The 24,955-nt window shown below is 68.9% G+C and carries 21 protein-coding genes; 12 read left to right on the top strand and 9 right to left on the bottom strand.

Annotated elements, in window-relative coordinates; translation table 11 throughout:
* Window positions 1-43: 43 nt before the first annotated feature.
* Complete coding sequence (locus tag KF833_05740) at window positions 44-2,482, top strand: ABC transporter permease (GenBank protein ID MBX3744793.1); 2,439 nt, start codon at window positions 44-46, stop codon at window positions 2,480-2,482.
* A gap of 59 nt (window positions 2,483-2,541) precedes the next feature.
* Here the strand turns inward: KF833_05740 and KF833_05735 are convergent, their stop codons facing one another.
* The 3 genes from KF833_05735 to KF833_05725 all read right to left on the bottom strand — a co-directional run bounded on the left by KF833_05735 (window position 2,542) and on the right by KF833_05725 (window position 5,055).
* Window positions 2,542-3,468, bottom strand: a complete 927-nt coding sequence (locus tag KF833_05735) for a 50S ribosomal protein L11 methyltransferase (GenBank protein MBX3744792.1) — start codon at window positions 3,466-3,468, stop codon at window positions 2,542-2,544.
* Between the two features lie 154 nt (window positions 3,469-3,622).
* Window positions 3,623-4,339: a hypothetical protein gene (locus tag KF833_05730; protein ID MBX3744791.1), complete on the bottom strand. Its 717-nt coding sequence runs from the start codon at window positions 4,337-4,339 to the stop codon at window positions 3,623-3,625.
* A complete protein-coding gene (locus KF833_05725; protein ID MBX3744790.1) occupies window positions 4,297-5,055 on the bottom strand; it encodes a methyltransferase domain-containing protein in 759 nt (252 codons plus the stop codon). The genes KF833_05730 and KF833_05725 overlap by 43 nt, the downstream gene beginning before the upstream one ends.
* Window positions 5,056-5,692: 637 nt before the next feature.
* On the opposite strand from KF833_05725, the gene KF833_05720 reads away from it, so the two are divergent.
* The 9 genes from KF833_05720 (at window position 5,693) to KF833_05680 (ending at window position 16,339) form a co-directional block, all read left to right on the top strand.
* Window positions 5,693-6,385, top strand: a complete 693-nt coding sequence (locus KF833_05720) for a DUF1080 domain-containing protein (protein ID MBX3744789.1) — start codon at window positions 5,693-5,695, stop codon at window positions 6,383-6,385.
* A 251-nt stretch (window positions 6,386-6,636) separates the two neighbouring features.
* Window positions 6,637-8,505 carry an N-acetylmuramic acid 6-phosphate etherase gene (locus KF833_05715; protein ID MBX3744788.1) on the top strand — a complete coding sequence of 623 codons (1,869 nt, stop codon included), beginning with the start codon at window positions 6,637-6,639 and terminating at the stop codon, window positions 8,503-8,505.
* Window positions 8,506-9,959: 1,454 nt separating this feature from the next.
* Entirely contained in the window at window positions 9,960-11,285 is a 1,326-nt protein-coding gene (locus KF833_05710) for an N-acetylmuramoyl-L-alanine amidase (GenBank protein ID MBX3744787.1), read from the top strand.
* Window positions 11,282-11,920 carry a hypothetical protein gene (locus KF833_05705; protein MBX3744786.1) on the top strand — a complete coding sequence of 213 codons (639 nt, stop codon included), beginning with the start codon at window positions 11,282-11,284 and terminating at the stop codon, window positions 11,918-11,920. Before KF833_05710 ends, KF833_05705 begins: the two co-directional genes overlap by 4 nt.
* 33 nt (window positions 11,921-11,953) lie before the next feature.
* Window positions 11,954-12,292 (top strand): DUF167 domain-containing protein, encoded by a 339-nt coding sequence (locus KF833_05700; protein ID MBX3744785.1) that lies wholly within the window; start codon window positions 11,954-11,956, stop codon window positions 12,290-12,292.
* Window positions 12,293-12,363: 71 nt separating this feature from the next.
* Complete coding sequence (locus KF833_05695; protein MBX3744784.1) at window positions 12,364-13,287, top strand: DMT family transporter; 924 nt, start codon at window positions 12,364-12,366, stop codon at window positions 13,285-13,287.
* The gene (locus KF833_05690; protein MBX3744783.1) at window positions 13,284-13,703 is read left to right on the top strand and encodes an Rrf2 family transcriptional regulator; all 420 of its coding nucleotides are present in this window, start codon (window positions 13,284-13,286) and stop codon (window positions 13,701-13,703) included. The genes KF833_05695 and KF833_05690 overlap by 4 nt, the downstream gene beginning before the upstream one ends.
* Before the next feature lie 235 nt (window positions 13,704-13,938).
* Window positions 13,939-15,180, top strand: a complete 1,242-nt coding sequence (locus KF833_05685) for a DUF362 domain-containing protein (protein ID MBX3744782.1) — start codon at window positions 13,939-13,941, stop codon at window positions 15,178-15,180.
* The gene (locus tag KF833_05680) at window positions 15,167-16,339 is read left to right on the top strand and encodes a PQQ-binding-like beta-propeller repeat protein (GenBank protein MBX3744781.1); all 1,173 of its coding nucleotides are present in this window, start codon (window positions 15,167-15,169) and stop codon (window positions 16,337-16,339) included. Before KF833_05685 ends, KF833_05680 begins: the two co-directional genes overlap by 14 nt.
* A gap of 221 nt (window positions 16,340-16,560) precedes the next feature.
* Here the strand turns inward: KF833_05680 and KF833_05675 are convergent, their stop codons facing one another.
* Entirely contained in the window at window positions 16,561-17,439 is an 879-nt protein-coding gene (locus KF833_05675) for an endonuclease/exonuclease/phosphatase family protein (GenBank protein ID MBX3744780.1), read from the bottom strand.
* A 312-nt stretch (window positions 17,440-17,751) separates the two neighbouring features.
* Between KF833_05675 and KF833_05670 the strand changes: the two genes are divergently transcribed.
* Entirely contained in the window at window positions 17,752-18,606 is an 855-nt protein-coding gene (locus KF833_05670) for a fumarylacetoacetate hydrolase family protein (protein MBX3744779.1), read from the top strand.
* Here KF833_05670 and KF833_05665 read toward each other — a convergent pair.
* The 5 genes from KF833_05665 to KF833_05645 form a co-directional block, all read right to left on the bottom strand.
* A complete protein-coding gene (locus tag KF833_05665; protein ID MBX3744778.1) occupies window positions 18,563-19,456 on the bottom strand; it encodes a methyltransferase in 894 nt (297 codons plus the stop codon). The genes KF833_05670 and KF833_05665 overlap by 44 nt on opposite strands.
* Window positions 19,443-21,110 carry a DNA repair protein RecN gene (gene recN, locus KF833_05660; GenBank protein MBX3744777.1) on the bottom strand — a complete coding sequence of 556 codons (1,668 nt, stop codon included), beginning with the start codon at window positions 21,108-21,110 and terminating at the stop codon, window positions 19,443-19,445. Before recN ends, KF833_05665 begins: the two co-directional genes overlap by 14 nt.
* A gap of 26 nt (window positions 21,111-21,136) precedes the next feature.
* Complete coding sequence (locus KF833_05655) at window positions 21,137-22,441, bottom strand: acetylornithine transaminase (GenBank protein ID MBX3744776.1); 1,305 nt, start codon at window positions 22,439-22,441, stop codon at window positions 21,137-21,139.
* Between the two features lie 150 nt (window positions 22,442-22,591).
* Complete coding sequence (locus KF833_05650; protein MBX3744775.1) at window positions 22,592-23,461, bottom strand: methyltransferase domain-containing protein; 870 nt, start codon at window positions 23,459-23,461, stop codon at window positions 22,592-22,594.
* Window positions 23,395-23,679, bottom strand: a complete 285-nt coding sequence (locus KF833_05645) for a hypothetical protein (protein MBX3744774.1) — start codon at window positions 23,677-23,679, stop codon at window positions 23,395-23,397. The genes KF833_05650 and KF833_05645 overlap by 67 nt, the downstream gene beginning before the upstream one ends.
* 114 nt (window positions 23,680-23,793) lie before the next feature.
* Here KF833_05645 and KF833_05640 point away from each other — a divergent pair, with 114 nt between their 5' ends.
* Window positions 23,794-24,942 (top strand): esterase, encoded by a 1,149-nt coding sequence (locus KF833_05640; GenBank protein ID MBX3744773.1) that lies wholly within the window; start codon window positions 23,794-23,796, stop codon window positions 24,940-24,942.
* The last annotated feature ends 13 nt before the right edge of the window (window positions 24,943-24,955 follow it).

The following is a 24,955-nucleotide window of genomic DNA, read 5'->3' as shown; positions in this document are numbered from 1 at the left end:
CGGCACACCCTCTTCAACCCTTCACCCTTTACCAACTGTCCCCATGACCGACCTCAAGTTCGCCCTCCGCCAGTTGCTGAAGAACCCCGGCTTCACCACGGTGGCCGTGCTCACGCTCGCCCTCGGGATCGGGGCGAATACCGCCATCTTCAGCGTGGTCCATGCCGTCCTGCTCCGGCCGCTGCCCTATCCCGACCCCGACCAATTGGTGCAGTTGCGATCCGATTGGTCCGGCGAACCCGGCACCTCCATCAGCGGTGCCGCATTCCTCGAGATTCATGCCCGGAGTCAGTCCCTGGCGCGCAGCGCCGCCTATGAAGGCGGCGACATGACCCTCACCAGGAGCGGTTCGGCGGAACGGGTCATGGCCGGTGCCGTGACGGCGGACTTCTTTCCACTGCTCGGCGTCCATCCGGCATTGGGACGGAACTTCACCTCGGAGGAGGACACGCCCGGGGGTCCCAAGTCGGTCATTCTCGGACATGGCCTCTGGCATTCCCGGTTCGGCGGTGCCGCGGACATCCTGGGCCGTACCATCACCTTGAACCAGGAGAGATATACCGTCGTGGGCGTTCTTCCGGCGCGCTTTCGCCATCCCGAGCCCTTTCAGCTTTGGATCCCGATGGCTCTGAGTGAGACAGGGGGAACCTTCGTAAAGCACGGCGAAGGGATCATGCTTCTCAAAGCCATCGCCCGGTTGAAGCCCGGCGTGACGCTTCAACAGGCGCAGGCCGAGTTGCAGACCCTTGCGCAGCGCCCTCAGCCGGGTGGCCCGTCCGTGACTTCAACCGGCCAGGGCGGCGGCGGCGGCATCCTGACATGGGTCAGCCTGCACGAACAGGTCGTCGGCGGCGTGAAGGGCGCACTGCTGGTGTTGCTGGGCGCCGTCGGCTTTGTGCTCCTCATCGCCTGTGCGAATGTCGCCAACCTCCAACTCGCGCGGGCGGCCGCCCGGCAACGCGAGATGGCCGTCCGGGCCGCGCTGGGCGCCGGACGCTGGCGGATCGCCCGTGAACTTCTCACCCAGAGCGTGCTGCTTTCTCTGATCGGCGGCGGCTTGGGATTGTTCCTGGCGTACTGGGGCGTCCACCTGCTAGGGCAATGGGGCGGCGCGACCCTGCCGGCGATGGAGGGGATTCGCATCGATGCGTGGGTGCTGGCGTTCACCCTCGGCGTGTCGGTGATCACGGGCGTGGCATTCGGACTCGCGCCGGCGGTTCAAGCCTGGCGCACGGACGTGAATGCCGCGCTCAAGGTATCGGGCCGCGGGGATGCCGGCGGGCATCGCAACCGGTTTCGCCATCTCCTGGTCGTGTCTGAGGTGGCGCTGGCGCTGGTGCTGCTCGTCGGCGCCGGGCTGTTGATCAAGAGCTTCGCGCGACTGACCGAGGTGAATCCCGGCTTCCGCACCGAAGGGGTGTTGACGTTTCAGGCAACCCTGACCGAGGGAACGCCCCAGGCCCGGAGAATCCACTTCGTGGGACAGGTCGTCGAGCGGTTGAAGGCTCTGCCCGGTGTTCAGTCGGCCGCCGCGACCGATTCGCTTCCGCTCACTCCCTTCGAGCGCATCACCCTGGTGGAGATCGAGGGCCGGCCACCGATCGACTTCAACAGGCTGAGAAGGGGCGAACTGAATGTGAGGCCGGCCTCGCGCCCCACAGTCACCCCCGACTACTTCCATGCGATGGGGATTCCGGTGAAGAGCGGAAGGGCATTCTTGCCTCAGGACGCCCGTCCCGCCTCGGGCGTGGTGATCGTCAACGAGACGTTCGAGAAGCATCACTTCCCCGGCGAAAGCGCGGTCGGCAAACGCATCCATCTCCTGGGGTCGGGTGAGCTGCCGTGGCTCACCGTGGTGGGAGTTGTCAGCGACGTGCGGCAGGGTGGCCTTGCGGGAGACGTCATGCCGGAAGTGTACAGCCCCGAGTTGGAGGAAGTGGGGGACGCCCTGAGCTTCGTCGTCCGCGTCGCCGGGGATCCGGCCACCCTGATCCCTTCCGTCCGGGGCGTGGTGGCGGAGGTGGACCCGACCCAGGCGCTCCACAACGTGATGTCGATGGAGCAGCGGCTGGCGGATACCACGACTTCGCGTCGCCTGAACACGGTCCTGCTGGGCAGCTTTGCGGCGGTGGCGCTGCTGCTCACCGTGGTCGGCATCTACGGCGTGATGTCGTATTCGGTCACGCAACGTCGGCGCGAGATCGGCGTGCGGATGGCCCTGGGCGCGCAACAGAGTGCGGTGCTGGGAATGATCCTCCATGGCGGGCTTCGGCTCACGCTGCTGGGCGTTGCCATCGGGCTGGCCGGGGCCCTGGCCCTGACGCGTTACCTCTCGAGCCAGCTTTACGCCGTCGGGGCCACCGATCCCTTCACCTTTCTGGGCGTCGCGGTGGCGCTTACGAGCGTCGCCTTGGTCGCCTGCTGGCTTCCGGCCCGGCGCGCGGCGCGGGTCAATCCGATCGTGGCGCTGCGGGCGGAATAGCGGAACATCGACGATACCGACTGGCGTCCGCCGCTGGCTTCAACGGAGGGTGCTCCTTGTCAGGCGCTGGGCCACACGAACAAGCCCGAACACCATTCGCGCTGGCATCGGCGCCGCACTTCGCGCAGGCCCAGGGCAAGGAACCGGTCGGCCACGGACTCGAATTCCCCGGCCAGGATTCCGGCCAGAACCAGGTGCGCCCCGGGGGCGAGTTGCGCCACCAGCAGCTCCGCGTGCTCCAGCAGGAGGTTGGCGGTGAGATTGGCGCACACGACTTCATAGCGACGCCGGGGCCGGGGAGCGAGCCGCCGGACATCGAGCCGGCGCAACCGGATTCGGTCGGCCACTCCGTTGGCCGCGGCATTCCGGCGCGCGATCTCCACCGCCTCGCCATCGAAATCGAAGGCGTCCACCGGCGCATAGCCGAGCCGGGCGGCCGCGATGGCGAGGATGCCCGAGCCCGTTCCCACATCGAGCAGCGCGCCCGGCTCCCGACGCGGCCGGCCGCGCACCACCTCCCGCAGGCAGAAGGCCGTGGTCGGATGCTGTCCGGTGCCGAACGAAAGTCCCGGATCCAACACCACCTCGACCTGCCCGGCGGCAGGACGGGCCCGACTCCAGCTCGGCCGCACCAGGAGCCGGCCCTGGATCGAGAGCGGCGGGAAATGGCGCTTCCAGGATTCGCGCCAGTCGGCGTCCGCCACGCGTCGCCAGCGGACGGTCGCGGGGCCCGGCTCGAGACCGAATTCCCTCAGAGCCCCCAGAGCCAGCCGCGTTTCCCGTCGCCGGACGGGTGTCCACCATCCGGGGTCCTCGATGTAGGCCGTCACGGTGCTCAATCCGGTGACCCGGCTGTGGCTGGTGATGGGCGACCGATCGGTGTAATGGGCCAGCCATTCGGCAACGGCCTCGTCCGCTTCAGGGGCCACGGTGATGGCGAGGGCCCAGAGGCGGGCCGGCCGGGTCGTTTTCGGCGTGCGGGACATGCGGCAGGGAGGATGGGGTGGAACGACGACGGGAAGAGGTTGGGTTCGGAGGGTACGGGTTCGGAAGGTTCGGCAGACGCCGATGGGGGCTCAGGACAGTGTCGCGAAACACGGCATTCCCACGCCTGCAAGAGCCAGCACCGGATCGCGCCGTTCAGGGTTCCGCAGGGGCTGATTCGGTCCTGGGTACGGTGATCTCGACCGTGACGGGCGTGCCCACTCCGGGAACCTGGCCGGGGTCGGGAACGTGGATTTCGTCGTCATCCCGGGAAGGATGGGGATTGTTGACGATGGCGACCGGGTCGCGGATGAGAGAGATCAGGGAACCCTCGAAATGGGCGGCGAATCCCTCGGCACTGATCATCGAGCCGTTGAAAAGCCATGGGCCGGGCGCAAGGGCTCCGGTAATGGCGCCATGAGGCCCCTCCGTGAGGCGGATCAGGTCCGGAAGGGCGCGTTCAACGCGGCGACCGTTCTCCTCCCAGACGACTCGGAGGGCGACCCTGGAGGCTGCCGGCTGCCGGTCGGACGGGAGATCAAGGCCGTTGGTTCCCACCGGACGGGCGTTGAGCAGAAGGAGGGCGGACTGCACATCCATGGGCTTGGCCTCCGTGAAGAGAAGGCTCTCATGGACCTTCCCGTAATCCGTGACCACCGCGTACTCCAGGATGCCGTTGGTCATGTTGACATACGCGGGGAACGACGCCGTCCGCGCCCCTGCATCGACCCGGACGAGGCCGAAGCGGATGCCTTCGGGACCGACGGTGAGACACGACGCGTCGGGAGTGGCGGCGGCGGCAAGGATCAGCCCGAGAGTGGCGGCGGCGGTCAGGCGCGACGCGCGACGACGAAGGCGTTGAACATGATCCATTTCAGGGGCGTGAGATTGAGCAGCCATTCCAAGGGGCGGGGAACATACCGGTCGGTGCACTCGACGCGTTCGATGGTGCAGCCGTAGCGTTCGAGAAAGAAGGCGATCTCCAGGGGATTGGTGGCCACGATGGCGTCGTCGTCGGGCTGAAACGGCTGGCGCAGGATGGGCAGCATCCGCTCGAACCGCACGGCGTGCGGTGCGGCGCGGAGGCGTTGCCGACGGGCCAGCAGCATGCGGAGATTACCGAACTTCCGGGCGAGACCCCGCATTCGCGGATGGTACCCGGGGCCCAGGACACGAAGAAAGTTGGGACTGCTGACGACCAGGCGCGCGGCCGGCTCGGCCACGCGGACCAGCTCCGCAAGGAACGCTTCGGGTTCATCCACATGCTCGAGGACGTTGAGGGTCCCGACCGCCGCAAAATGGGCATCCGGATACGGAAGACGGCGTCCGTCATAGGCCTCGACGTGCGGACAAACCCGCCGCGCGCGGGCCACGCTGGGTTCGGACACCTCGACCCCGTAGGCCTCGAAGCCGTCGGCAGCGAGTCGTCCGATCACCTGTCCCGCACCGCACCCGACATCCAGCACGCGCGCGCCAGGGCGGTCCGGGCGCAGGGCGTCCGTGTACTTGGCGTAGAAGGCCGCGTCCCAATTGGCGAGGAACTCGGCGTACGCCTCGTTGTGGCGATAGTAGGTTTCCTGGTGACTCAACCCCGCAAGAATGGGCTACGACCCGCAGGCCGCCCAGCCGGGAATCGGGAATGCAACCCCAAGCGCAAGATACTAAGCCTGACATTATATTATTGACCTTGCCTCATAATAAGCCCGGCATACTGATGTTGACGGTTCCGGCCCGCGACGATCACCACGGCGGAGTGGGGCTTCCGTTTGGCGTTCTTCCTGGAGGTGCCCGGTTGGAACGGGATCGCGGCGTTATCAACTAAGTGCCTGCCTTTGTATTATTCCTGTTCTAGTGCGGCGTCATGAATTAAATGCCTGACCTTGTATTTGGCGTTCTCTCCATCCCACCCCCCGTCCCCTTCCCTCGCTGCGGAATGCTCTCCCGCGGGTGGACGGCGACTGGGGAGTGCGGCCAGGGAGTGCGGCCAGGGAGTGCGGCCAGGGGGGGCGGCCAGGGGGGGCGGGCTTGTGGGAGGATCCACCGTCGCCATCCGATTATGTTTCTGCCCGGGATCGAGACGGCCCGGCCCGAGAGTGGGTCAACAAGTATTTGGCCGACGTGATTTTGGCCGACGGGTCGAGGAGCAACACTTCCGAGGATCCCCGTGCCCATCCATCGCCCCTGTGTTCTGGACACGACTTCTGCGGCCCGCTTGGGTTGGCCGCGATGCAATCCCGATTCGCCCTTCGTATGGGACCGGCACTGGCCGCGCTGGTCGCACTCCTCGGCTCCTGCTCAACCGGGCCAAACTCCGGTCCCGCCCAACCCATCAGCCTCTTCAACGGACGGGATCTCCAAGGGTGGACCGCCGTCACTGGAGATCCCGCCGTCCGCGGCGATGCCGTCTGGACCCTCCGCGACGGGATCCTCGTCTGTCGCGGTGAACCCATCGGGTATCTCCAAACCGACCGCAACTTCACCAACTTCCGCATGGAGGCGGAATACCGGTGGGCTCCTGGCACGCCCCCCGGAAACAGCGGTCTCTTCTCGCGACTCGACGGCGACCCCAGGCCACTCCCCCGCTGCGTCGAAGTCCAGTTGATGCACGGCAACGCCGGCGATGTGCTGGGGCTGCAAGGACGTCGCATCGCCCCGGATCAACCCCGCCATTTCCACGTGGCCGCACATCCTCTCGCCGGAGACATTGACGGCGTCCGCAAGACCACCGACGCCGAAGCGCCGCCCGGCTCGTGGAACCGCGTCGAGATCCTTGCTGAGGGTCCCAACTACACGGTCTGGATCAATGGTGTCGAGGTGAACCGGGTCACCGGTGTCGAAGTGCTCTCAGGACCCGTTGCCCTCCAATCCGAAGGCGGTGAAATCCACTTCCGCCATCTCCACATCACGCCGCTCCCCTAGACGACGAAGCTCTTGCCCGAAAAGATCAACCCTGCGCCCCCGAACTTACGGCATGGCTGCGGCCAAGGAGGCCGGCCGATGGCTGCGCGTTGGGAACGATCGGGAAGCCAGTCCATGGGTCTGGCGTCACCCGGGAAACGGCCCCTCGGCACGGGCGCCCGTCGGAGACTCGGCACTCGGACCGTACCCTCCAGCCCCTCATTGACCCTGCATTGACCCTGCACCGCGGACCGCCGGACGCTCGCCCTGCCATGCGACATTCTCCGGGAACGGGTCAACGCGGCCTCCTCGGCATCGATGCCGGAGGAACCAAGACTGCGGCGGTGTGGCTGGACGCTGACGGCACCTCCGCACCGCCAAGGGCCTTCGGGCCGGCCAACCTTCAGGCCATCTCCGAGGCCGCGCTGATCCGGCTGCTCAGAGACATCGCCGCCGTCCACCCGCCGCCCCGCGCCGTCGGCATCGGCATGGCCGGCACCCGCACCAGCGCCGACCGCGAGCGCCTTCGTCGGGCCGCGCATCGGGCCTGGCCCGGCGTCCCCTGCCTTGCCACCGACGACCTCGAACCCGCCCTCGCCGCCGCTGACATGGACGCCCCGCCCAATCGGCTCTGCCTGCCCCGCGTCCTCGTCCTTGCCGGCACCGGTTCCTGCTGTCTCGGACGCACCCCCTCGGGTGACTCCGCCAAGGCCGGCGGCTGGGGACCCATGCTCGGCGACCAGGGCAGCGCCTACGCCCTTGCCCTCGACGCCCTCCGTTCCCTCGTCCGACACGCCGAACTCAACGGCCGCTGGGGCCAGTTGGGCCCCCACCTCCTCGCCACCCTGCACCTCAACGAACCCGATGCCCTCATCCCCTGGATCCGCGACGCCTCCCGCGCCCAGGTCGCCGCACTGGCCCCGGCAATCCTACACGCCGCCGTCCGACGCGATCCGGTCGTCCGCGCCGTCATCGAACGCGCCGCCCGCGACCTGGCCGACACCGCCCTCGCCTGTGCCCGGCGCCTGGTCGGTCGCCCCGCCCCTGTCCGCTTCGTCCTCGCGGGCGGACTGCTGCGTCATCCATCGTCCCTCACCCGACGCCTGACCGCCCTGCTCCGCTCCGACTGGCCGGGCGCCCTCATCGAATCCCTTCGCCGTTCCGCTGCGGAAGGCGCCGCCGCCCTCGCCGCCCAACTCCCTCCCCTTGAGACCGTCGCCAGCATGCCATCCCCAGGCACGCCGCGGTTCGATGCCTCCCAGCCCGTTCCGCCTGACACCTGCCACCTTCTCCCCGTCGCTCTCCAACCGTCCCCCACCGAAGCCTGCCATCCCGAGTCCACCCACCTCGACCGGATGCCGCTGTCCCAAGCCATCGAACGGATGCTTGCCGACGATGCCCGTATCCCTTCCTCGCTCCTCGCGAGGCGACCCGCCATCGAACGCGCCATTCGACTCATCGTCCGCGCCTTCCGGCAGGGAGGACGCCTCCTCTACGTTGGCGCCGGCACGAGCGGCCGTCTCGGCGTCCTCGACGCCAGTGAATGCCCTCCCACCTTCGGCACCCCGCCCGAACAGGTGCAGGCCATCATCGCCGGAGGACCCGACGCCGTCTTCCGGTCTCGCGAAGGCGCCGAAGACGATCTCCCTGCCGGTGCCCGTGCCCTTGCCCATCGGGACGTCGGCCCCCGCGACGTCGTCGTCGGCATCGCCGCCAGCGGACGCACCCCTTTTGTCTGGGGTGCCCTGCATGAAGCCCGGCGCCGGGGCGCTCCCACGGTCCTGATCTGCTTCCAACCCCACCTGCGGTTCCGTCCCGGCACCCGTCCCACCGTCGTCATCGATCCCAGTGTCGGTCCGGAATTCCTCACCGGCTCCACCCGCCTCAAGGCCGGCACCGCCACCAAACTCCTCCTCAACCTCTTCACGACCCTTGCCATGGCCCGCATGGGCAAGGTCTGCGGCAACTGGATGATCGATCTGCGTCCCTCGAACCGGAAGCTCCGCGATCGCGCCGTTCGAATCGCCTGCGCCCTCACCGACGCCACCGAACCCGCCGCCCGCGCCGCCCTGGCCGCCGCCCGCTGGAACCTTCCCCGCGCCATCGCCCGTCTTGCCCCGACCCGCTCCCACCGATCGTGAAACACGTGTCCCAAGACGCGACGTCGGGAGTGGCCGGAAAGACAACGACCCGCCGGGCATCCACGTCTCTGGCCAGGTCCTGCACGCCTTGGATCTCCGTGACCGACCGCCGATTCTCCCTGTAGCCGTTCCCAAATTCGCCGTTCTGAGGGATGTTGCCCGGCATCAGGCCCGCCCAGGCCAGGCCCCAAGACCGCCATGAGCCCTCCTTCCGAACCCAGGCCGCCCCTCCAGAATCCCTCGTCCTCCCCAACCACCACGCCTCGTTCGCCCCTGGCCGTCACGCTCGGGCTCGCGGTCGTCCTGCGCCTCGCCCTCTCCCTCCCCCTCGCTGCCGTCGCGGCCACCTCCGAATCCTGGGACCTCAGTCATCCGCACGTCCCGGATCGGCTCATCGTCGTGCCCCGGGCCGACCTTCCCCCCGGCGCCTTCGATCAGTGGTGCCGCACCCACGGCGCCGAGGTCCTCCGCCGCCACCCCGCCCTCGGCGACCTCCATGTGGTCCGCAAACCGGCGGGCAGCCGCCTCGACGACATCCTCCGCCGCCTCGAACGGGACCGCCTCGTCGAATTCGCGGAACCCGACTACCTCATCCGCACCACCCGCGATCCCAACGATCCGGATTTCCTGTCCGGCCGGGCCTGGAGTCTGCACGACCGGTTCCCCCCGGATCCCACCCGCCCCGCCGACATCCGCGCCCCGCAGGCCTGGGACGTCCGCACCGACGCCGGAGACGTCATCGTGGCGGTGATCGATTCCGGGATCCGCCTCACCCACGAAGACCTCGCCGCCAACCTCTGGGTCAATCCCGGCGAGATCGCCGGCAACGGCCGCGATGACGACCGCAACGGGTACATCGATGACGTCCATGGCATCAACGGCATCAATGGCTCCGGCGATCCGACCGACACCCAGGGTCACGGCACCCACGTTGCCGGCATCATCGGGGCCGTCGGCAACAACGGCATCGGCACCGCCGGGGTCGCCTGGCGGGTCCGGTTGATGGCCCTCAAGTTCATCGGCGACGACGGACAGGGAGCCACCTCGGACGCCGTCCGCTGCCTCGACTACGCGCGTCTCCACGGCGCCCGCATCGTCAACGCCAGTTGGGGAAGCACCGCCCGGTCCCAGTCCCTGCGCCGCGCCATCGACCGGGCCCGCGCCGCCGGCATGATCCTCGTCGCCGCCGCCGGCAACGAATCGGCCGACCTCGACCGCAACCCGCTGTATCCCGCCGCCTTCGATGCCGCGAACGTCGTGGCCGTCGCCTCCTCCACCCGCTCGGGCGGCCTCGCCGCCAGTTCGAGCTATGGACTCCGCTCCGTGGATCTCGCCGCCCCCGGCGAACTCATCCATTCGACCTGGAGCGCCAGTGACGCATCCTACCGCCTCGCCAGCGGCGCCTCGATGGCCGCCCCCCACGTCGCCGGCACGCTCGCCCTGCTCGCCGCGGAATGCCCCACCTGCTCCTACTCCGAACTCATCGAAGGGGTCCTCGACACCGTCGATCGCCATCCCTCGCTCGAGGGCAAGGTCCGCACCGGCGGGCGCCTGAACGCCGCTCGCGCCCTGGAACGTCACCGGATCACCGCCGTCACGCCCCCAACCCTCCAGATCAATGGGCCCGAACCCGGCCCCGTCGTCACCCTCGAACTCACCGGCTCACCCGGTGCCCGCTATCGCATCGAGTCGTCCACGGACCTGAATTCCTGGAGCCTTTCGGACCGCGTGACGTTGGGGCCGGACGGCCGGCACACCACCCGGATCGAGGCCGTCCACGCCGGGCCCTCCTTCTTCCGTGCCCGAATCGATCCGGATTGAACTTGACGTCAGGGGAGGGGTTTGTGGTGCAAACGGGGACGCCGGGATCGCAACCCGGCGGGTCGGTGCGGCGTTCGCTCCGCCAGCACCCCCAAACACGGGCTCGACAGGGTGACGTACCGCACCGTCCCTCCGGGCTTCCATCATCGACAAGCACGTTGAACTACCCACCGAACCGGAAACCGCCTCACCCCGGACTGCCTCCCGGACGCCTGGCCTTCTCGCGTCGCGGCTTCCTCGGGCGCCTCGCCTTCGCCGTCGCCGCGGCGATTCATCTTCCCGGCGGTCCCGGTTCTCTCCCCGCCACCGCCGCCGCCCAGCCCGACACCTACGTCGTCCGACCCGGCGACACGCTCTCCGGCATTGCCGTTCAGCATGGGGTCCCCCTCAGCCGTCTCCGCACCCTCAACGGCATCACCACCGACCACATCCGGCCCGGCCAGCGCCTGCGGCTTCGCGCCGAAAGCGAGTATCCCCTCCTCGCCTCCGTCCGCTCCCGCATCGCCGTCGGCAACCTCCATCGCACCCGCTGGAAACACATCATCCTCCACCACAGCGCCACCGCCGGAGGCAACGCCGAAATCTTCGACCGGTTCCATCGCGAACGGCGCCGCATGGAAAACGGCCTGGCCTACCACTTCATCATCGGTAACGGCACCGATTCGACCGACGGCCAGATCGAGGTCGGCCCCCGCTGGACCCGCCAGCTCAACGGCGGCCATGTCCGCAGCCTCGCCCTCAACGACAATTCCGTCGGCATCTGCCTGGTCGGCGACTTCGAGCGAACCCGGCCCACGGACAAACAGGTCGCCGCCAGCCTCGAACTCGTCGGTTACCTCCAGCGCACCCTCCTCGCCGGCACCCCGCGCGTCCTCGTCCATCGCGAACTCAAGGGCGAGCATACCCTCTGCCCCGGCCGCCATTTCCCCACCGGCCGCTTCCGGCGTTTTCGCGCGTGAACCCCTTCCCCGACCGGACGCGTTGGGTCGCCTGGACCTTCCTCGCCCTCCTCGCCCTCCTCTGGACCGTTGCCGCCTCGGTCTGGCCCCGCTTCCCGGGCGACGTCCCCCTGACCCTCGGGCTTCAGGCCCTGACCGGCCCCAACCCGGCCTGGGCGAATGCCCTCACGAACACCGCCCGGAACCCCTGGTTCTTCCTCTGGGTCGCGCTGAGCATGGCCGTCGCCTTTCGCCTCGCCGGGTGGCGCGGGGCCGCGTCGGCCCTGGTGGCCTTCGCCATCCTCTGGTCGCTCGATGCCGTGCTCAAACCCGTCGTGGCCCGCCCGCGCCCCACCCCGGATCTCATCCACGTCGCAGGCAGTGCCCGGGGATTCTGCTACCCCTCCACCTTCGGCGTCATCTATGCGGGCACCTTCGGCTTTCTCGGCGCCCTGGCCGCCGTGTGCGCCCCACGCCCATGGCAATGGCTCCTTCCCGGGGCCGCCATCGTCCTGCTCGTCCTCGGCGCCAGCGCCCGAATTGCCCTGGGTGCCCACTGGCCAAGCGACCTCGCCGGATCCTACCTCTTCGGCATCGTGATCGTCTGGCCCCTCGTCGCCTTCTGCCGCCCAAAGACCGGCACTCCGCCTCCCTGACCCACGCCGCGACCTTCTCCCACTCCCTTCCGCATGTCCGTCCCGCCTCCCTGCATCCGTGAAACCGCCCACGGAGTGGACCTGATCCTGCGCGTCCGCCCGCGGGCCAGCCGCAATCGCATCGGTCCGCCCGAGGGCGACGCTCTCGCCGTATGGGTCACCGCCCCACCGGTGGACGCCGCCGCCAACGAGGCCGTCCTGCACCTCCTCGCAGAGGCCCTTGGCCGTCGCCGCGGTGACCTCGCCCTCATGAAGGGAGCCACCGCACGGCGCAAGGTTGTCCGCGTCGCAGGCCTCACCGGCGAACAAGTCCTCGCCCGGCTCCAGCCTGCCTCCCCCGAATTGGACCCGGCGATGGGCAGGGCGAAATGACCTGCGAAGAAGACGGTTCACCGTCTGCGCTGGCGCCTTCGGGAATTCATCGTCCGGCCTGACCTCCCACCATGCAGACTGACGTTCGCGGCTGGGCGGCGCTGATCGGCGGCGCCGTGTGCATCGGGTTCGCTCCGATCTGGGTTCGATGGAGCGAGGTTGGGCCCATTGCCACCGCCTTTCACCGGGTCGCCCTGGCGCTTCCGCTCCTGGTCCTGTGGGCGGCCCGCGAACGTTCCCGCCCCGCCGCGACCCGACACTCGAATCCGCGCCGACCCGGGTGGGCCTTCGCCGCCGGAGCCTTTTTCGCCATCGACATGGCGGCCTGGCACCTCTCGATCCGTTACACCTCCGTGGCCAACTCGACCCTCCTCGCCAATCTCGCCCCCATCTTCGTCACCCTCGGCGCCTGGATCTTCCTCCGGGAACGCGTCGGACGCCGGTTCACTGCCGGAATGATTCTCGCCCTGCTGGGCGCCTGGTGCCTCACCGGGGCCAGCCTCCAGACGGATCCCAACCGGCTCCGCGGCGATCTCTGGGGCCTTGCCACGGCGCTCTTCTACGGAGGCTATCAGCTCTGCGTCGCCCGGCTCCGCCGCGACACCGCCGCCGGACGGGTCCTCTTCTGGAGTTCGCTCGTCAGCGCCCCGCTCCTCGGCATCATCGCCTGGTCGCTCGGCGAAACCATGCTGCCCGCCTCCCCCCGCGGCTGGCTGGTGCTGCTCGGACTTGCCCTCACAGCCCAGGTCTTCGGACAGGGCCTCATCACCTACGGATTCGCCCACCTTCCCGCCAGCCTCTCCTCGCTGGTCCTGCTGCTGCAACCCCTCGTGGCCACCCTGGCCGCCTGGATGCTGCTCGGGGAACGCCTCGGCATCGCCCAGCTTCTCGGCGGCGCCATCCTGCTCGCCGGCATCCAGGTGGCCCGCTCCCGCCCCGCCCCGCCCGCCCCTTCCTCGCAATTCCCCGACCGCCCCCTACGCTCGCCCCCATGAAGCTGTCGGTGAAGAGCGACTACGCCGCCCGCGCGGTTCTGGGACTCGCCCGCCATGCGGCCTCCGGGGCGCCCGTTCCCATTGATGCCCTGGCCCGCGACAACGGCATCCCGCCCAACTACCTCGTTCAGATCCTCCTCGAACTGAAGGCCCGCAACATCGTCCGCAGCCAGCGCGGCAAGGCCGGCGGCTACCAACTCGCCCGTCCCCCCTCCGAAATCACCCTCGGCGACATCGTCCGCTGCGTCCACGGGCAGGCCTTCGACACCCCCGCCATGCGCGATCCCCAGTGTCCCCCCGAACTGCAACAGGCCTGGAACCGTGTCCGCTCCGACGTCGAAGCCGCCCTCGACCGCATTACCTTCCAGCAACTCGCCGACGACGACAGTGCCAAGGCGAAGATGTATTACATCTAGGAGCCTGTCCGAAACCTGGAAGGGGCCCTGTCGTCGCGGAAAAGGCCGGATGGTAAGGCGCGACAAGGCCGCAACGGTGTGGGGCGTTGGGTTGAGGACTCACGGAGCTCGTCCCTCCGATTCGCAGCCGCCTCACGCACAACTCCCGGATGCACCGGCGACCCAGGCGCGATCCCCGGGGCATTGACAGCGCCGCGCCGCGGGCGTTGGCTCGGGACGATTCGGAGTCGGCACCATGCACGCCCCCGTCGCTTCCAACCCGCGCCCGCCTCGCTGCCCCGGGCGAACCCTTTCCCGGCGCGACTTTCTCAGGAATGCGGTCCTGGCCGCCGCCGTTCCCCCGGCATTGCTGGCCCGTTCGGCCTCCGGGTCCGAACCGGCCCCTGGCACCTCCCCGCGTCCGCCACGCTCGCCCACAGCCATCGGCCTCTGTCGCCAATACGAGGTGGAACAGGTGGCCCGGACGCTGGGCGCCATGTTCGACGACCTGGGCGGTCTCGAGCGCCTCGTCCGGCGCCGCCACGTGACGGTGAAGCTCAACCTCGTCAACACCTCCCAGGCCCACCTCGACGGCATTCCCCTCTGGCTCACCGTGACCGTTCATCCTGTGGTGGCCCTGGCCCTCGGAAGTCTTCTGGTCCGGGCCGGGGCCCGGCGCGTTGTCTTCTGCGATCAGTTGCCGTTCCGAACCTCCGCCGAGGAAGCCTTCGCCGGCTACGGTCTCCACCTCGCCGCGTTCAATGCGGTCATGCAGGGACGGGCGCGCTTCGAGAACACACGGAACCGGGGGACCCACCCGGACTACGCGCAGGTGCGGGTGCCTCACGGCGAACTGGCCACCGCATGGGAGGTCCATCGCGCCTACGTGGACACCGACGTCCTGATCTCCCTGGCCAAGCTGAAAAGCCACGTCTCGGGCGGTATCACCGGCGGAATGAAGAACCTCTTCGGAATCCCGCCCAGCAGCCTCTACGGCGATGATCTCCTCGCCGAACCTTCGGAGGACGCCATCGGGTATCGCAGCGATGCCATGCACCGCTGTTCGCGCCGGCCGCTGACCTCCGTCGATGCCTTCACCGGTCGGTCCGTCGAAGGCGACCACGGCCATAACGTCCCCCGCTTCATCGTCGATCTCGCAGCGGCCTTTCCCATCGCCGCGGTAGTCATCGACGGTATCAGCACCATCCAGTCCGCCGAAGGCTGGTGGAACGGCGGCATGGTCTCGCCCACCCGACCCGGACTGCTCCTCGCCGGACTCAACCCGGTCTGCACCGACGCCGTCGCCGCATGCGTCATGGGCTTCAACCCGGACGCCCCGGACCGGTCGCTCCCGTTCGTCAATGGCACCAATCACCTCGCCCTGGCGCGGCGCCGGGGCCTGGGCGAAAACCGCCCCGCACAACTCGAGATCGTCGGCGTGCCCCTGGACACCGCCCGTTTCCCCTTCCAACCCACCTACCAGCGTGTCGGCTCCTGAACCGAAACCGCCCGGTCCGCCCGGTCCGGTCGGACACCCCCGGGCCGTCTGGAGAACGGCCGGCGGCGACCCTGCCCGGCGTGCCCTGTTCGACGGCCCCGCCGGGACACTCGCCGACCCGACGTCCTGGTTCCGGGCCGCCGGACCCGTTCAAGCCTCGCCCGTGTTCGACCACGCCGGCCGTTCCTATGTCGCGGACCTTTCCGGAAGCGTGCAGTCCCACTCGGCGACGGGGGAGCATCGGTGGACCACCCGCCTCAACGCCGCGATCTCCGCCTCGCCGGTCCTCGATCCGACCGATGAACGCCTGTTCGTCGGCACGCACGACGGAACCGTGGCGGCCCTCGACACCGCCCGCGGAACCCTCGCCTGGCGCCGCTCCCTCCCCAGCCACACCGATCCCCGCATCCTCGCCGACCCGCTCTTCCTGCCCGGATCGAAGGCGGTGCTGTTCAGCAGTTGGGGGGGGCGCGGATGGCTCCTCAACGCCGCCGACGGAGAACCCGTCACCGACTGGAATGCCGGGGCCTTCCCGCGCGCCGCTCCCGCCGCCGACGCCCGCGACGTCGTCTTCTTTCTCCGTGCCGTTCCCGAACGCGGCGTGGAATGGGTGCGCCGGCATCCGGGCGGAGACGAGGAGGTGCTCCATCTGGAACCGGACCCTCCTCAGGGCGCGACTCCCGGGCGGCTGACCGCCGGCCCCCTCCTCGACGAGGGAAGGTCCGTCGCGTACGGAGTCCTTCCTCTGGGCGCCACCGCCCGGCTGTTGGCCTGGGACCTCGACGCCGATCGGGTCCGCTGGACACGCGATCTCCCCGCCGCCGTCCATGCCCCGCCCGGCCTGCTTCCCGGCGGCCACCTTGTCGTCGCGGATCTCGCCGGACACGTTCACCGCATCGATCCGGACGGCGGCATCCGATTCAGCGTGTCCCTGGAGTGCGACTACCTGCTGGCCGGCGGTGTTTGCCCGGGCGACGACCGGTGGATTCTGGGCGACCCTCTCGGACGCCTGAACGAGATCCGAAGCGATGGCAGCCTTCACCGGCGCTTCCTTGCCCCCCGCGCCATCCAGGGTCGTCCCGCCATCGATCCCTCCGGCAACGTCCTGGTGCCCTGCATGGACGGCACGGTCTATCGACTGGCGAACCAGACCGCCTGAACGCCCGCCCCGCCCCCACCGCGGCACCCCCTCGCGCTGCCCGATGCACGTGCATCCCGAAGTTGTGGAGAGAGGTGCAGATTTCGCGAAGCGTCGTCTCGGAGGGCCGAGTTCCACGAGGCCGCAGTGGAGTGGTGCCATGGATTGAGGACTCGCTGCCTCCTCACCCACAACTCCGGGATGCACCGGCCCGATTCGCCCTTCGCCATTCGCGATTCACTTCACCCCCGATAATCCGCCAGGACCGGCAGATGATCGCTCAGCGCGAAGGATCGCTCGTCCGCCGGGTTGGTCCGGAACGCCCCCTCGAACAGAACCCGCGCCCCCGACAACCGCCGGGCCAGCGCCGCGTTCGACCAGATGTAGTCGATGCACTGGACCGGGACCGTGCTTGGAAACGTGAGTTCGGAAGCATCCCCGGAGCGCGTCACCGCATCGACCAACCCCGCTTCCCGCCACCGCGCCATCTCGGGTCCGTCGGGACGATGGTTCAAGTCCCCCTGGAACAGCATCGGGTCCGGGCCCGCGATGTCCGCCGCCATCCGTTCGAGCGCCAGTCCGACCTCCCTTGCCCGCACCTCCACATTGCTGGGGTGCAGATGGGCGCTGTACACCGTCAACCGTTCCCCGCCCATCCGCAGCACCGCCCTGCCCCAGTGCCTCGTGAACAAGTCCGGCGGACGCGGCCCCTCGACCAGCGGACAGTTCTCCGACTCCACAATCTCGAACCGCGAAATCACCGCACCTGGGAATCCGCCAGGGAAGTACGTGTAATGCCGGCCCATGGCCTTGGCGATGGACGCGACCATCGCCTCGGAAGGGGATTCCTGGAAGGTGACCACGTCCGCGTTGTACACCGCCAACTCGATCGCAAACCGCTCGACCATCCGGTCCCGTGCGCCTACCAACCGCTCGCGGTTCGCGTCGGTCTCGGGATACCCCCGGCAGGCCAGCACGTTGTAGGAAATCGTCCGCAGCCCGGACGTCCCCGCCTCCGCCAGGCTCGATCGCGACAACACCGCGGCCCCTGTCAACCCGCCCACCGCCATCAGCCAGCGTCGTCGATCCAGCCCTGCAAGGAACGGTCGGGGAAGGTGCATGCCTCCAGCGCACCACCTCGACCGCCGTCTGGCAAGCCACCCCTCGTGGGGACTCGGACTCGAACCCGCAGACACACCCTTTCGATCGCCGCCTCAGGATTGGCCCGATGGGTTCGATCCTGCCCGGACCTCCCATTCCGTACGGAAACTGGACCTCAGGCCTCAGGCCTCAGGTTTCAGGTTTCAGGCTTCAGGTTTCAGGCTTCAGGTTTCAGGTTTCAGACTTCAGGCTTCAGGCCTCAGGCCTCAGGCTTCAGCCCTCGCATCCCGGACTTGGTTTACCGCCGCCCTGCGGCGAGGCTCTTCCTCCGCATGCACCTTTGCCGATTTGAAACCGGCTCGGACGGCCCGCGCGTCGGGGTCGTCGTGGACCAGGCCGTCATTGACCTCACCGCCTCGGGCGTGACCTCGATGACCGATCTCATCGAGGCGCCATCGCTGGTGGCGCGCCTGACCGAACTGACCCGTCGCACCCTGCCCCGTCTGCCCCTCGCCGGAGTCCGCCTGCTGGCGCCGGTCGAGGGTCAGGAAGTCTGGGCCGCGGGCGTGACCTATCTCCGCAGCAAGACCGCCCGCATGGAGGAGAGCGACTTCAGCGCCCGCGCCTACGATCGCGTGTACGAGGCGCCCCGACCGGAGATCTTCTTCAAGTCGCTGCCGGAAAAGGTGGTCCATCCCGGAGACCCGGTCGGCATCCGCCGCGACGCCCGTTGGAATGTCCCCGAACCCGAACTCGCGCTGGTCCTCAATTCCCGCGGCGAACTGGCCGGGTACACCGTCGGCAACGACATGAGTTCCCGCGACATCGAGGGCGAAAACCTCCTGTACCTCCCGCAGGCCAAGACCTACGACCGCTCCTGCACCCTGGGCCCCTGGATCGTCGTTGGGGCGGCCGAGGCCGACGCCCGCACCTGGGAGATCCAGATCGACATCGAACGGGCCGGCGCCCCCGCCTTCTCCGGCATCACCTCGGTCAGCCGCATGAAACGGTCGTTCGGCGAACTGGCCGACTGGCTCTTCCGAAGCCAGCGCTTTCCCCGCGGCGCCATCCTCCTCACCGGCACCGGCATCGTCCCTCCCGACACCTTCACCCTCGAGGAAGGCGACCGCGTCCGGATCCGCATCAGCGGGATCGGGACCCTGGAGAATCCGGTGATCCGGGTGTGAGCTCCGCAAACTGGGTATGGGCCAGCAGCCGTTCCCGGGTCTCCGGCTGCAACGGCAGGTCCCGGTACGGCGGAAGCCGCCACGGCTCGGCCTTCGTCGATCGCTCCGCCCTCTCGAGCCAGCGCCGCCCCAGCAACCCATCCACCCGCGATCCCGTTGTGCCCGCCACGGTGGTCTCCTCCTTGGTGCCGGTCGCCGCACCCATCCCCACCCGGAATCCCGCCAGCAGCAGCGCGGCCCGGACGGCCGTCGCCCGGGAATAGGTCGCCAGCGTGCAGGGCCGGGCCGGATCGCACCGCGCCGCCAGCCCCTCGAACACCGGCAACGTCCACATCTCCGGGTTGGCCGCCGGGGAATGCGGATCGAACAGAATGGCGTGAGGCGCCGGCCAGGCATCGGCCTCCGCCAGCAGGGTCGAAAAATCGCCCAGCACCCGGTCCCATTGGATCCGTGCCCGCCCATGCCGCAGTTCGACACCGGGTTCGGACATCCATGCCCGCGCGGGTTCGAGGAGGGACCCGAAGTATCCCAGTTCCCCGGCGTGCCGGAGCGCGAAGTCAAAGCCCTCGATCGAACGGTCGAAGCTCACCATCCGAAGCGTCACCGGCCACGCCCCGGCGGCATTGAGAACGGCCAGCGCATTCGCCCCGCCCCCCAACCCGACATCCCACACCACGAACGGTTCCCCCGCGGGCTGCGCCAGCCACCGTTCAGGAAGGCGGAGTCCGTGAACATAAAGCGCCTCCGCCTCCGCCCGGGGCCCGATGCCCGGATGACACACCTCCCCGTATTCCCGGGAACGCATCCCCCAGGCGTCCGCGCGCAACCGCACCAGATCAAACGCCTCCATCGCCGTTGACCAGCGCCGCCGCATGACGCCGGGCCGCCGCATCGCCCCCCAGCATGCGCGCCACCTCGCCAATCCGGTCCTCCCCCTCGACCGTCCGGATCTCGGTGACGGTCCGGCCGCCCCGGTCGGATTTGCTCACCACGAAATGCGCGTCGCACGCCGCCGCCACCGGCGCCAGATGGGTGATGCAGAGCACCTGACGTTGCCGCCCGAGCTGCCGCATCTTGCGCCCCACCGCGTGGGCCGTCTCGCCCCCGACGTTGGCATCCACCTCATCGAAGATCAGCACCGGCACGTCGTCCTGGGCGGCCAGCACCGTCTTGAGCGCAAGCATCACCCGGGCGAGTTCGCCCGAGGACGCAATGGCCCGCAACGGACGCATCGGTTCCCCGGGATTCGGCGCCAGCTGGAACTCGACGGCATCGAATCCGGACCGTTGCGGCGCCTCGAGACCCCGCCGTTCCACGGTGAACTCGCTCCGGCGGAACCCGAGGTCGCGCAGTTCACGCGCCACCGCCTTCGACAACTTCGGGATCGCCGCCAGTCGCGCCCGGGTGAGCGCCTGCCCCGACCGGCGCAGGGCCGCATCGAGCCGTTCCGTCCCGGCCCGGAGCCGGGCCAGTTCCTCGTCGCGCCCTTCCAGCCGTTCGAGTTCCTCCCGGGCCCGCTCCCCGAATTCAAGGACCGCCTCGATCGTCGCGCCGTACTTGCGCCGCAATCCCTGCACCCGGTCGAGACGCTCCTCGATGGCCCGGACGCGGAGGGGATCCAGGTCGATCCGCTCGAGATAATCCGCCAGCCCGCTCCGCAGTTCCTGAAGCGTTTCCATGGCCAGCCCCTGTCGCTCGGCCAGACCCGAGGCCCCGGGATCGATCCGGGCCAGTTCCTGAACCAGCCGGCCCAGTTGCCCACCACGGGTCACCAGCGAATCGTCCCCGTCGTCCACCAGCGCCAGTGCCCCCTGTGCCAGTTCACCCAGTCGCGCGGCGTTCCGCACCCGGTCATGCTCGCGCTCCAGCTCCTCGCCGTCCCCGGGCCCAAGCTCCGCCTCCCGGATCTCCTGCACCTGGTGCCGCAACAGATCGAGCTGACGCGCATAGGCCGCCTCGTCCACCACCAGCTCCCGGATCTTCCCCCGCACCGCCTCGCGCTCGTCCCACAGCGCGGCAAAATCGCCCCGCGCCCCCGCCAACCCCGCATGGGCATCGAGCAGCTCGAGCTGGCGCGCCGGCTGGAACAGCGACTGGTGATCGTGCGAGCCGTGGATGTCGATCAGCCATTCCCCCAGCCGGACCAGCACCGGCAGGGACGTCGGCGAACCATTGACGAACTGCCGGTTTCCCCCGGCCGCCGTGAAGGTCCGCTTCAACAGCAACTGCCCGTCTTCAACGGGCTCGATCCCGTTCTCCTCCAGGAACGACCCCAACGGCGCCCGCAGCCCGCGCACCTCCAGCACCGCCTCGACCGTGCAACTGTCCGCCCCCGCCCGCAGCAACGTCCGGTCCGCCCGCTCGCCCAGCAGCAACTGCAACGCCCCGATCAAAATCGACTTCCCCGCACCCGTCTCGCCGGTGATGGCGTTGAACCCGGACCGCCACTCGAGGGTGAGATCCGCGACCAGCGCCAGGTTCCGGATGCGCAGGGTGGTCAGCATGGCCCGCTCCCCTCGGTCCCGCCCGTTCACGCGACGTCCCGCACCAACCGCCCGATGGCCTCGATGGCCTCCTCCGCCTCCGCCCGGCCCAGATTCAAGGGCGGCAGCAGCCGCACCACCTGGGTGCCGCTGGGAATCGTCAGGACCCCGGCCTCCTGCAACCGCTGCACCGCCTGAAGCGACGCCGCACGGTCCCCCTCCCGCATTCCGGGAATCCCGTCCTTCGGCTGAAACTCGATGCCCAGCATGAACCCCACCCCCCGCGCCGACCGCACCACATGCGGGTACGCCTCGACCAGTCCCTCAAGTTCGGCCCGCATCCAGTCGCCCAGTTGCCGCACGTTCCCGGCGAGATCCTCGCGCTCGATGACCTCGAACACCTTCAACGCCACCGCACAGCCCAACGGCGTCCCCCCGAACGTCGTCGCATGGCTCCCCGGGCCCAGCACGTCGCACAGCGCCATGCCGTGCGCCCGGTCCCGCACCCAGAACGCCCCGATCGGAAACCCGCCCCCGAGCGACTTCGCCATCGAGACACCGTCCGGCACAAACCCCTCGGCCCCGGGCACCCCCTCAAGGAGCCGTTGAAAACTCTGAAACCGGCCCGACCGGAAATGCCCGCACTGCACCGCGTCGATCAGCAGCAGCATCCGCCGTTCATCACAGAGCCGCCGCAGTCCGAGCAGGTACTCCGGTGCCGCCGGCGTGATCCCGCCCTCGCCCTGGATCCCTTCGATGAGAATGGCCACCGTCGCCGGCGACAACGCCTCGCGCACGGCGTCGAGATCGTTGTAGGGCACATGGCGGAACCCCGTCACCGCCGGCCCGAACCCCTGCTTCACCTTCTCCTGCCCGGTGGCCGCGATGCCCGCCAGGGTCCGGCCATGGAACGAATGGGTCGCCGTCAGGATCTCGAACCGGCCCTCCTCGTGCCCGAATTTCCGCGCCAGTTTGTACAACCCCTCGTTCGCCTCCGCCCCGGAGTTCGAGAAGAACACCTTCCCCGGCGCCAGGTGCCGCACAATCCGCTCCGCCAGCCGTCCCTGCGGCTCGTGGTAGTACAGATTCGAGACGTGGATCAGCCGCCCGGACTGCCCTACCAGCGCCTCCGTGATGGCCGGATGACAATGCCCCAGCGAACACACCGCGATGCCCCCGCCCATGTCCAGGTAACGCCGCCCTCCCACGTCCCACACATGGCTCCCCTGACCGCGCGCCAGCGCCAGCTCGAAACGACCGTAGCTGGGCACCACGTAGCGGTTGAACAATTCCCGGACCTCCGCATGCACATTGCGAACCAGCGGAGGCGGAGGCGGCACAAGGTCTTTCATCGGACCCCCGAATTGGGAGGCAAACCCCGCCTCCGGCGCAAAGCCAATTCTGCCATCCACCCCGGACTCGGGATACGGAACGAGCGAACGACGAAGCTCTTGCCCGAAAGGATCAAGCCAGCACGCCCGACCTTGCTGCATGGCTACGGCTCAGCGCCCCACCTTCCGGAACCGCAGCACGTAGTTGTCCTCCAGCAACGGCAGTTCCTCGACCTTCCGAAATCCGGCCGCCTCGATCTCGGCAGTGAAGACCTCCTGCCCGGCGCGCACGTGGTTGAGCGTCCACTCCGAACTCACACCCGGGATCCGATGGAAGTCGATCACCAGCACCTCGCCCCCGCGCCGCAGCGCACGATGCAGTGAGACCATCGTCTCCGACGGGTACTCGAAATGATGGTAGGTGTCGCAGATGAACGCCTTGTCGATCGATCCCGGCTCCAGCCCGACGTCGCGATCGGAACCCAGCACCGCCGTCACGTTGGCCAGGCCCGCCTCCCGCGCCCGGTTCAGGATCCCTTCCACAAAGGCGGGCGCAATCTCCACGGCGTACACATGCCCCTGCGGCCCCACCGCCTCGGCAAAGAGCGGCACGAACAACCCCGTCCCCGCCCCGATGTCGGCCACGCAGTCCCCCGGCCGCAAACCCAGCGCATGGGTCAATCCATGCCGGTGCGCGAAAACCTCCCGACTCTCGACCTCGAACCGCTGGACCCAGTTCGCCACCTGCAAGTCCGGGTTCAGGAACTCACGGTTGATGCCGGGCTTGACACTGACCGCTTCCTCCAATGCCGGGACGCCGTTCCTTCCGGCCAGGCAACCGCCGGTCAGCACCCCCGTCAGGAGACACGCCGCCAGTCCGCCAGGAACCGCCCACGCCAGGGTGCCGCGACAACGCTTCTTCCAGTTCACAGCGCGACGGTGTCCCACCCGACACCGCCCCTGCAACGGAATCGTCACCGGCCCGGCGGCCACCGCTCCGGCACCTGGCGTTCGTCGGACATCGGATCGGGCAGCCGCCATACCCGCTCGCCCCGGCCATCGGTGAAGTACAGCCGGGAAGGCCCGAACGTCCGCGGGTCCCCGTCGGCCCAGAAGCCGACGAACGGCTCGCGGACGTGCAAGGGCCGGCGCGCATACGCGTGGTTGAACGCGCTGTCCGAGGTCACCCTTCGCGCAGGCCGCCAGGTGCGCCCCTCGTCCTCGCTCCGCCACCACGCCATCTCCCCTCCCGTTCCCATTGGCTGCGGCCCGGGTTCGGCGGGACCCAGGACCCTCCACGTGACCCCGTCCACGGCAGGGCCGCATTTTTCTGCAAGACAGGCGGGGACGGCGGGGGGAGGATGCGGTCCCGCATGAACCCTCGTTCTACCGCTCCAATCCTCGCCTTGGCGTTGTTGATGGGCTCCCTGACGTCCCTGGCTCAACCCCGCTTCGGCGGGCCCCAGGTGCAGGTGGAGTCGCCGGAACTGACGGACGGAAGGAAGGTGGCGTTCCGCATCCATGCGCCCGAGGCGAAGGCGGTGCGGTTGGGGGGCAGCGATGTGCCGGGACTCGGTCAGGGTGGCCGGGAGATGACGCGCGGGGCGGAGGGCGTGTGGGAGGTCGTGGTGGGCCCATTGGAACCGGGTTCGTACCGGTACCGGTTCCAGGTCGATGGCGTGCCGGTGATGGATCCGCGGAATCCGAAGACCAGCGAGTCGAACGCCAATTCCTGGAGCCTGGTGCATGTGCCGGGCGCCGATTTCATGGATGAGCGGGATGTCCCGCGCGGGGCGGTGTCCCGGGTGGGATACCATTCGAAGACCCTCGGGCGGTTTCGCCGGCTGCACGTGTACACGCCGCCCGGGTACGAGCGGGGAGAGGGGCGATACCCGGTGTTCTATCTGCTCCACGGGGCCTTCGACAGCGACGAGTCGTGGAGCACGGTGGGCCGGGCCGGAACCATCCTCGACAACCTCATCGCCGAGGGAAAGGCGCGGCCGATGATCGTGGTGATGCCGGCCGGGCACACGGGGCCGTTCCGGTTCGGGGCGGGCTTCAATGACGAGTTCGAGCGGGAGTTTGCCGGTGACGTCGTGCCCCTGGTCGAGGCGCGCTACCGCGTGTTGGAGGGCCGGGCCAACCGGGCGCTGGCCGGCCTGTCGATGGGAGGCGCCCAGACCCTCAACATCGGGATCCCGCACCTCGACCGATACGGGTATCTCGGGGTGTTCAGCTCCGGCGTGTTCGGGATTGCGGGCGGACCTGGCGGGGCGGCTCCCGGTCCCGGATTCGAGGAGCGGCACCGGGGAATCCTGGAGGATGCCGCGAAGAAGGAGGGGCTGAAGAAGGTGTGGTTTGCCACCGGCAAGGATGACTTCCTGATCGAAACGTCGCGGGCCACGGTGGCGATGCTGCGCCGGCACCAGTTCGAGGTGGTGTACCGCGAGACCGAGGGCGGTCATACGTGGGATGTCTGGCGCGAGTACCTGCGCGAGTTCACCCCGCTGTTGTTCCGCTGAGCCGGGCTGCATC

The organism is Verrucomicrobiia bacterium (genome assembly GCA_019634625.1).
Classification (GTDB): domain Bacteria; phylum Verrucomicrobiota; class Verrucomicrobiia; order Limisphaerales; family CAIMTB01; genus CAIMTB01.
The sequence above is the reverse complement of the archived record's forward strand: the minus strand, read 5'-3'. Positions and strand labels throughout refer to the sequence as shown.

Bases quoted from the DNA above. Each gene is read 5' to 3' on its own strand.
- recN (MBX3744777.1), bottom strand. From the start codon at position 21,110: ATGCTGACCACCCTGCGCATCCGGAACCTGGCGCTGGTCGCGGATCTC.
- KF833_05740 (MBX3744793.1), top strand. From the start codon at position 44: ATGACCGACCTCAAGTTCGCCCTCCGCCAGTTGCTGAAGAACCCCGGC.
- KF833_05655 (MBX3744776.1), bottom strand. From the start codon at position 22,441: ATGAAAGACCTTGTGCCGCCTCCGCCTCCGCTGGTTCGCAATGTGCAT.
- KF833_05720 (MBX3744789.1), top strand. From the start codon at position 5,693: ATGCAATCCCGATTCGCCCTTCGTATGGGACCGGCACTGGCCGCGCTG.
- KF833_05690 (MBX3744783.1), top strand. From the start codon at position 13,284: ATGAAGCTGTCGGTGAAGAGCGACTACGCCGCCCGCGCGGTTCTGGGA.
- KF833_05715 (MBX3744788.1), top strand. From the start codon at position 6,637: ATGCGACATTCTCCGGGAACGGGTCAACGCGGCCTCCTCGGCATCGAT.
- KF833_05695 (MBX3744784.1), top strand. From the start codon at position 12,364: ATGCAGACTGACGTTCGCGGCTGGGCGGCGCTGATCGGCGGCGCCGTG.
- KF833_05735 (MBX3744792.1), bottom strand. From the start codon at position 3,468: ATGTCCCGCACGCCGAAAACGACCCGGCCGGCCCGCCTCTGGGCCCTC.
- KF833_05675 (MBX3744780.1), bottom strand. From the start codon at position 17,439: ATGCACCTTCCCCGACCGTTCCTTGCAGGGCTGGATCGACGACGCTGG.
- KF833_05730 (MBX3744791.1), bottom strand. From the start codon at position 4,339: ATGGATCATGTTCAACGCCTTCGTCGTCGCGCGTCGCGCCTGACCGCC.
- KF833_05670 (MBX3744779.1), top strand. From the start codon at position 17,752: ATGCACCTTTGCCGATTTGAAACCGGCTCGGACGGCCCGCGCGTCGGG.
- KF833_05650 (MBX3744775.1), bottom strand. From the start codon at position 23,461: ATGGCGGCTGCCCGATCCGATGTCCGACGAACGCCAGGTGCCGGAGCG.
- KF833_05710 (MBX3744787.1), top strand. From the start codon at position 9,960: ATGCCCCACCTGCTCCTACTCCGAACTCATCGAAGGGGTCCTCGACAC.
- KF833_05685 (MBX3744782.1), top strand. From the start codon at position 13,939: ATGCACGCCCCCGTCGCTTCCAACCCGCGCCCGCCTCGCTGCCCCGGG.
- KF833_05640 (MBX3744773.1), top strand. From the start codon at position 23,794: ATGAACCCTCGTTCTACCGCTCCAATCCTCGCCTTGGCGTTGTTGATG.
- KF833_05700 (MBX3744785.1), top strand. From the start codon at position 11,954: ATGTCCGTCCCGCCTCCCTGCATCCGTGAAACCGCCCACGGAGTGGAC.
- KF833_05665 (MBX3744778.1), bottom strand. From the start codon at position 19,456: ATGGAGGCGTTTGATCTGGTGCGGTTGCGCGCGGACGCCTGGGGGATG.
- KF833_05645 (MBX3744774.1), bottom strand. From the start codon at position 23,679: ATGGGAACGGGAGGGGAGATGGCGTGGTGGCGGAGCGAGGACGAGGGG.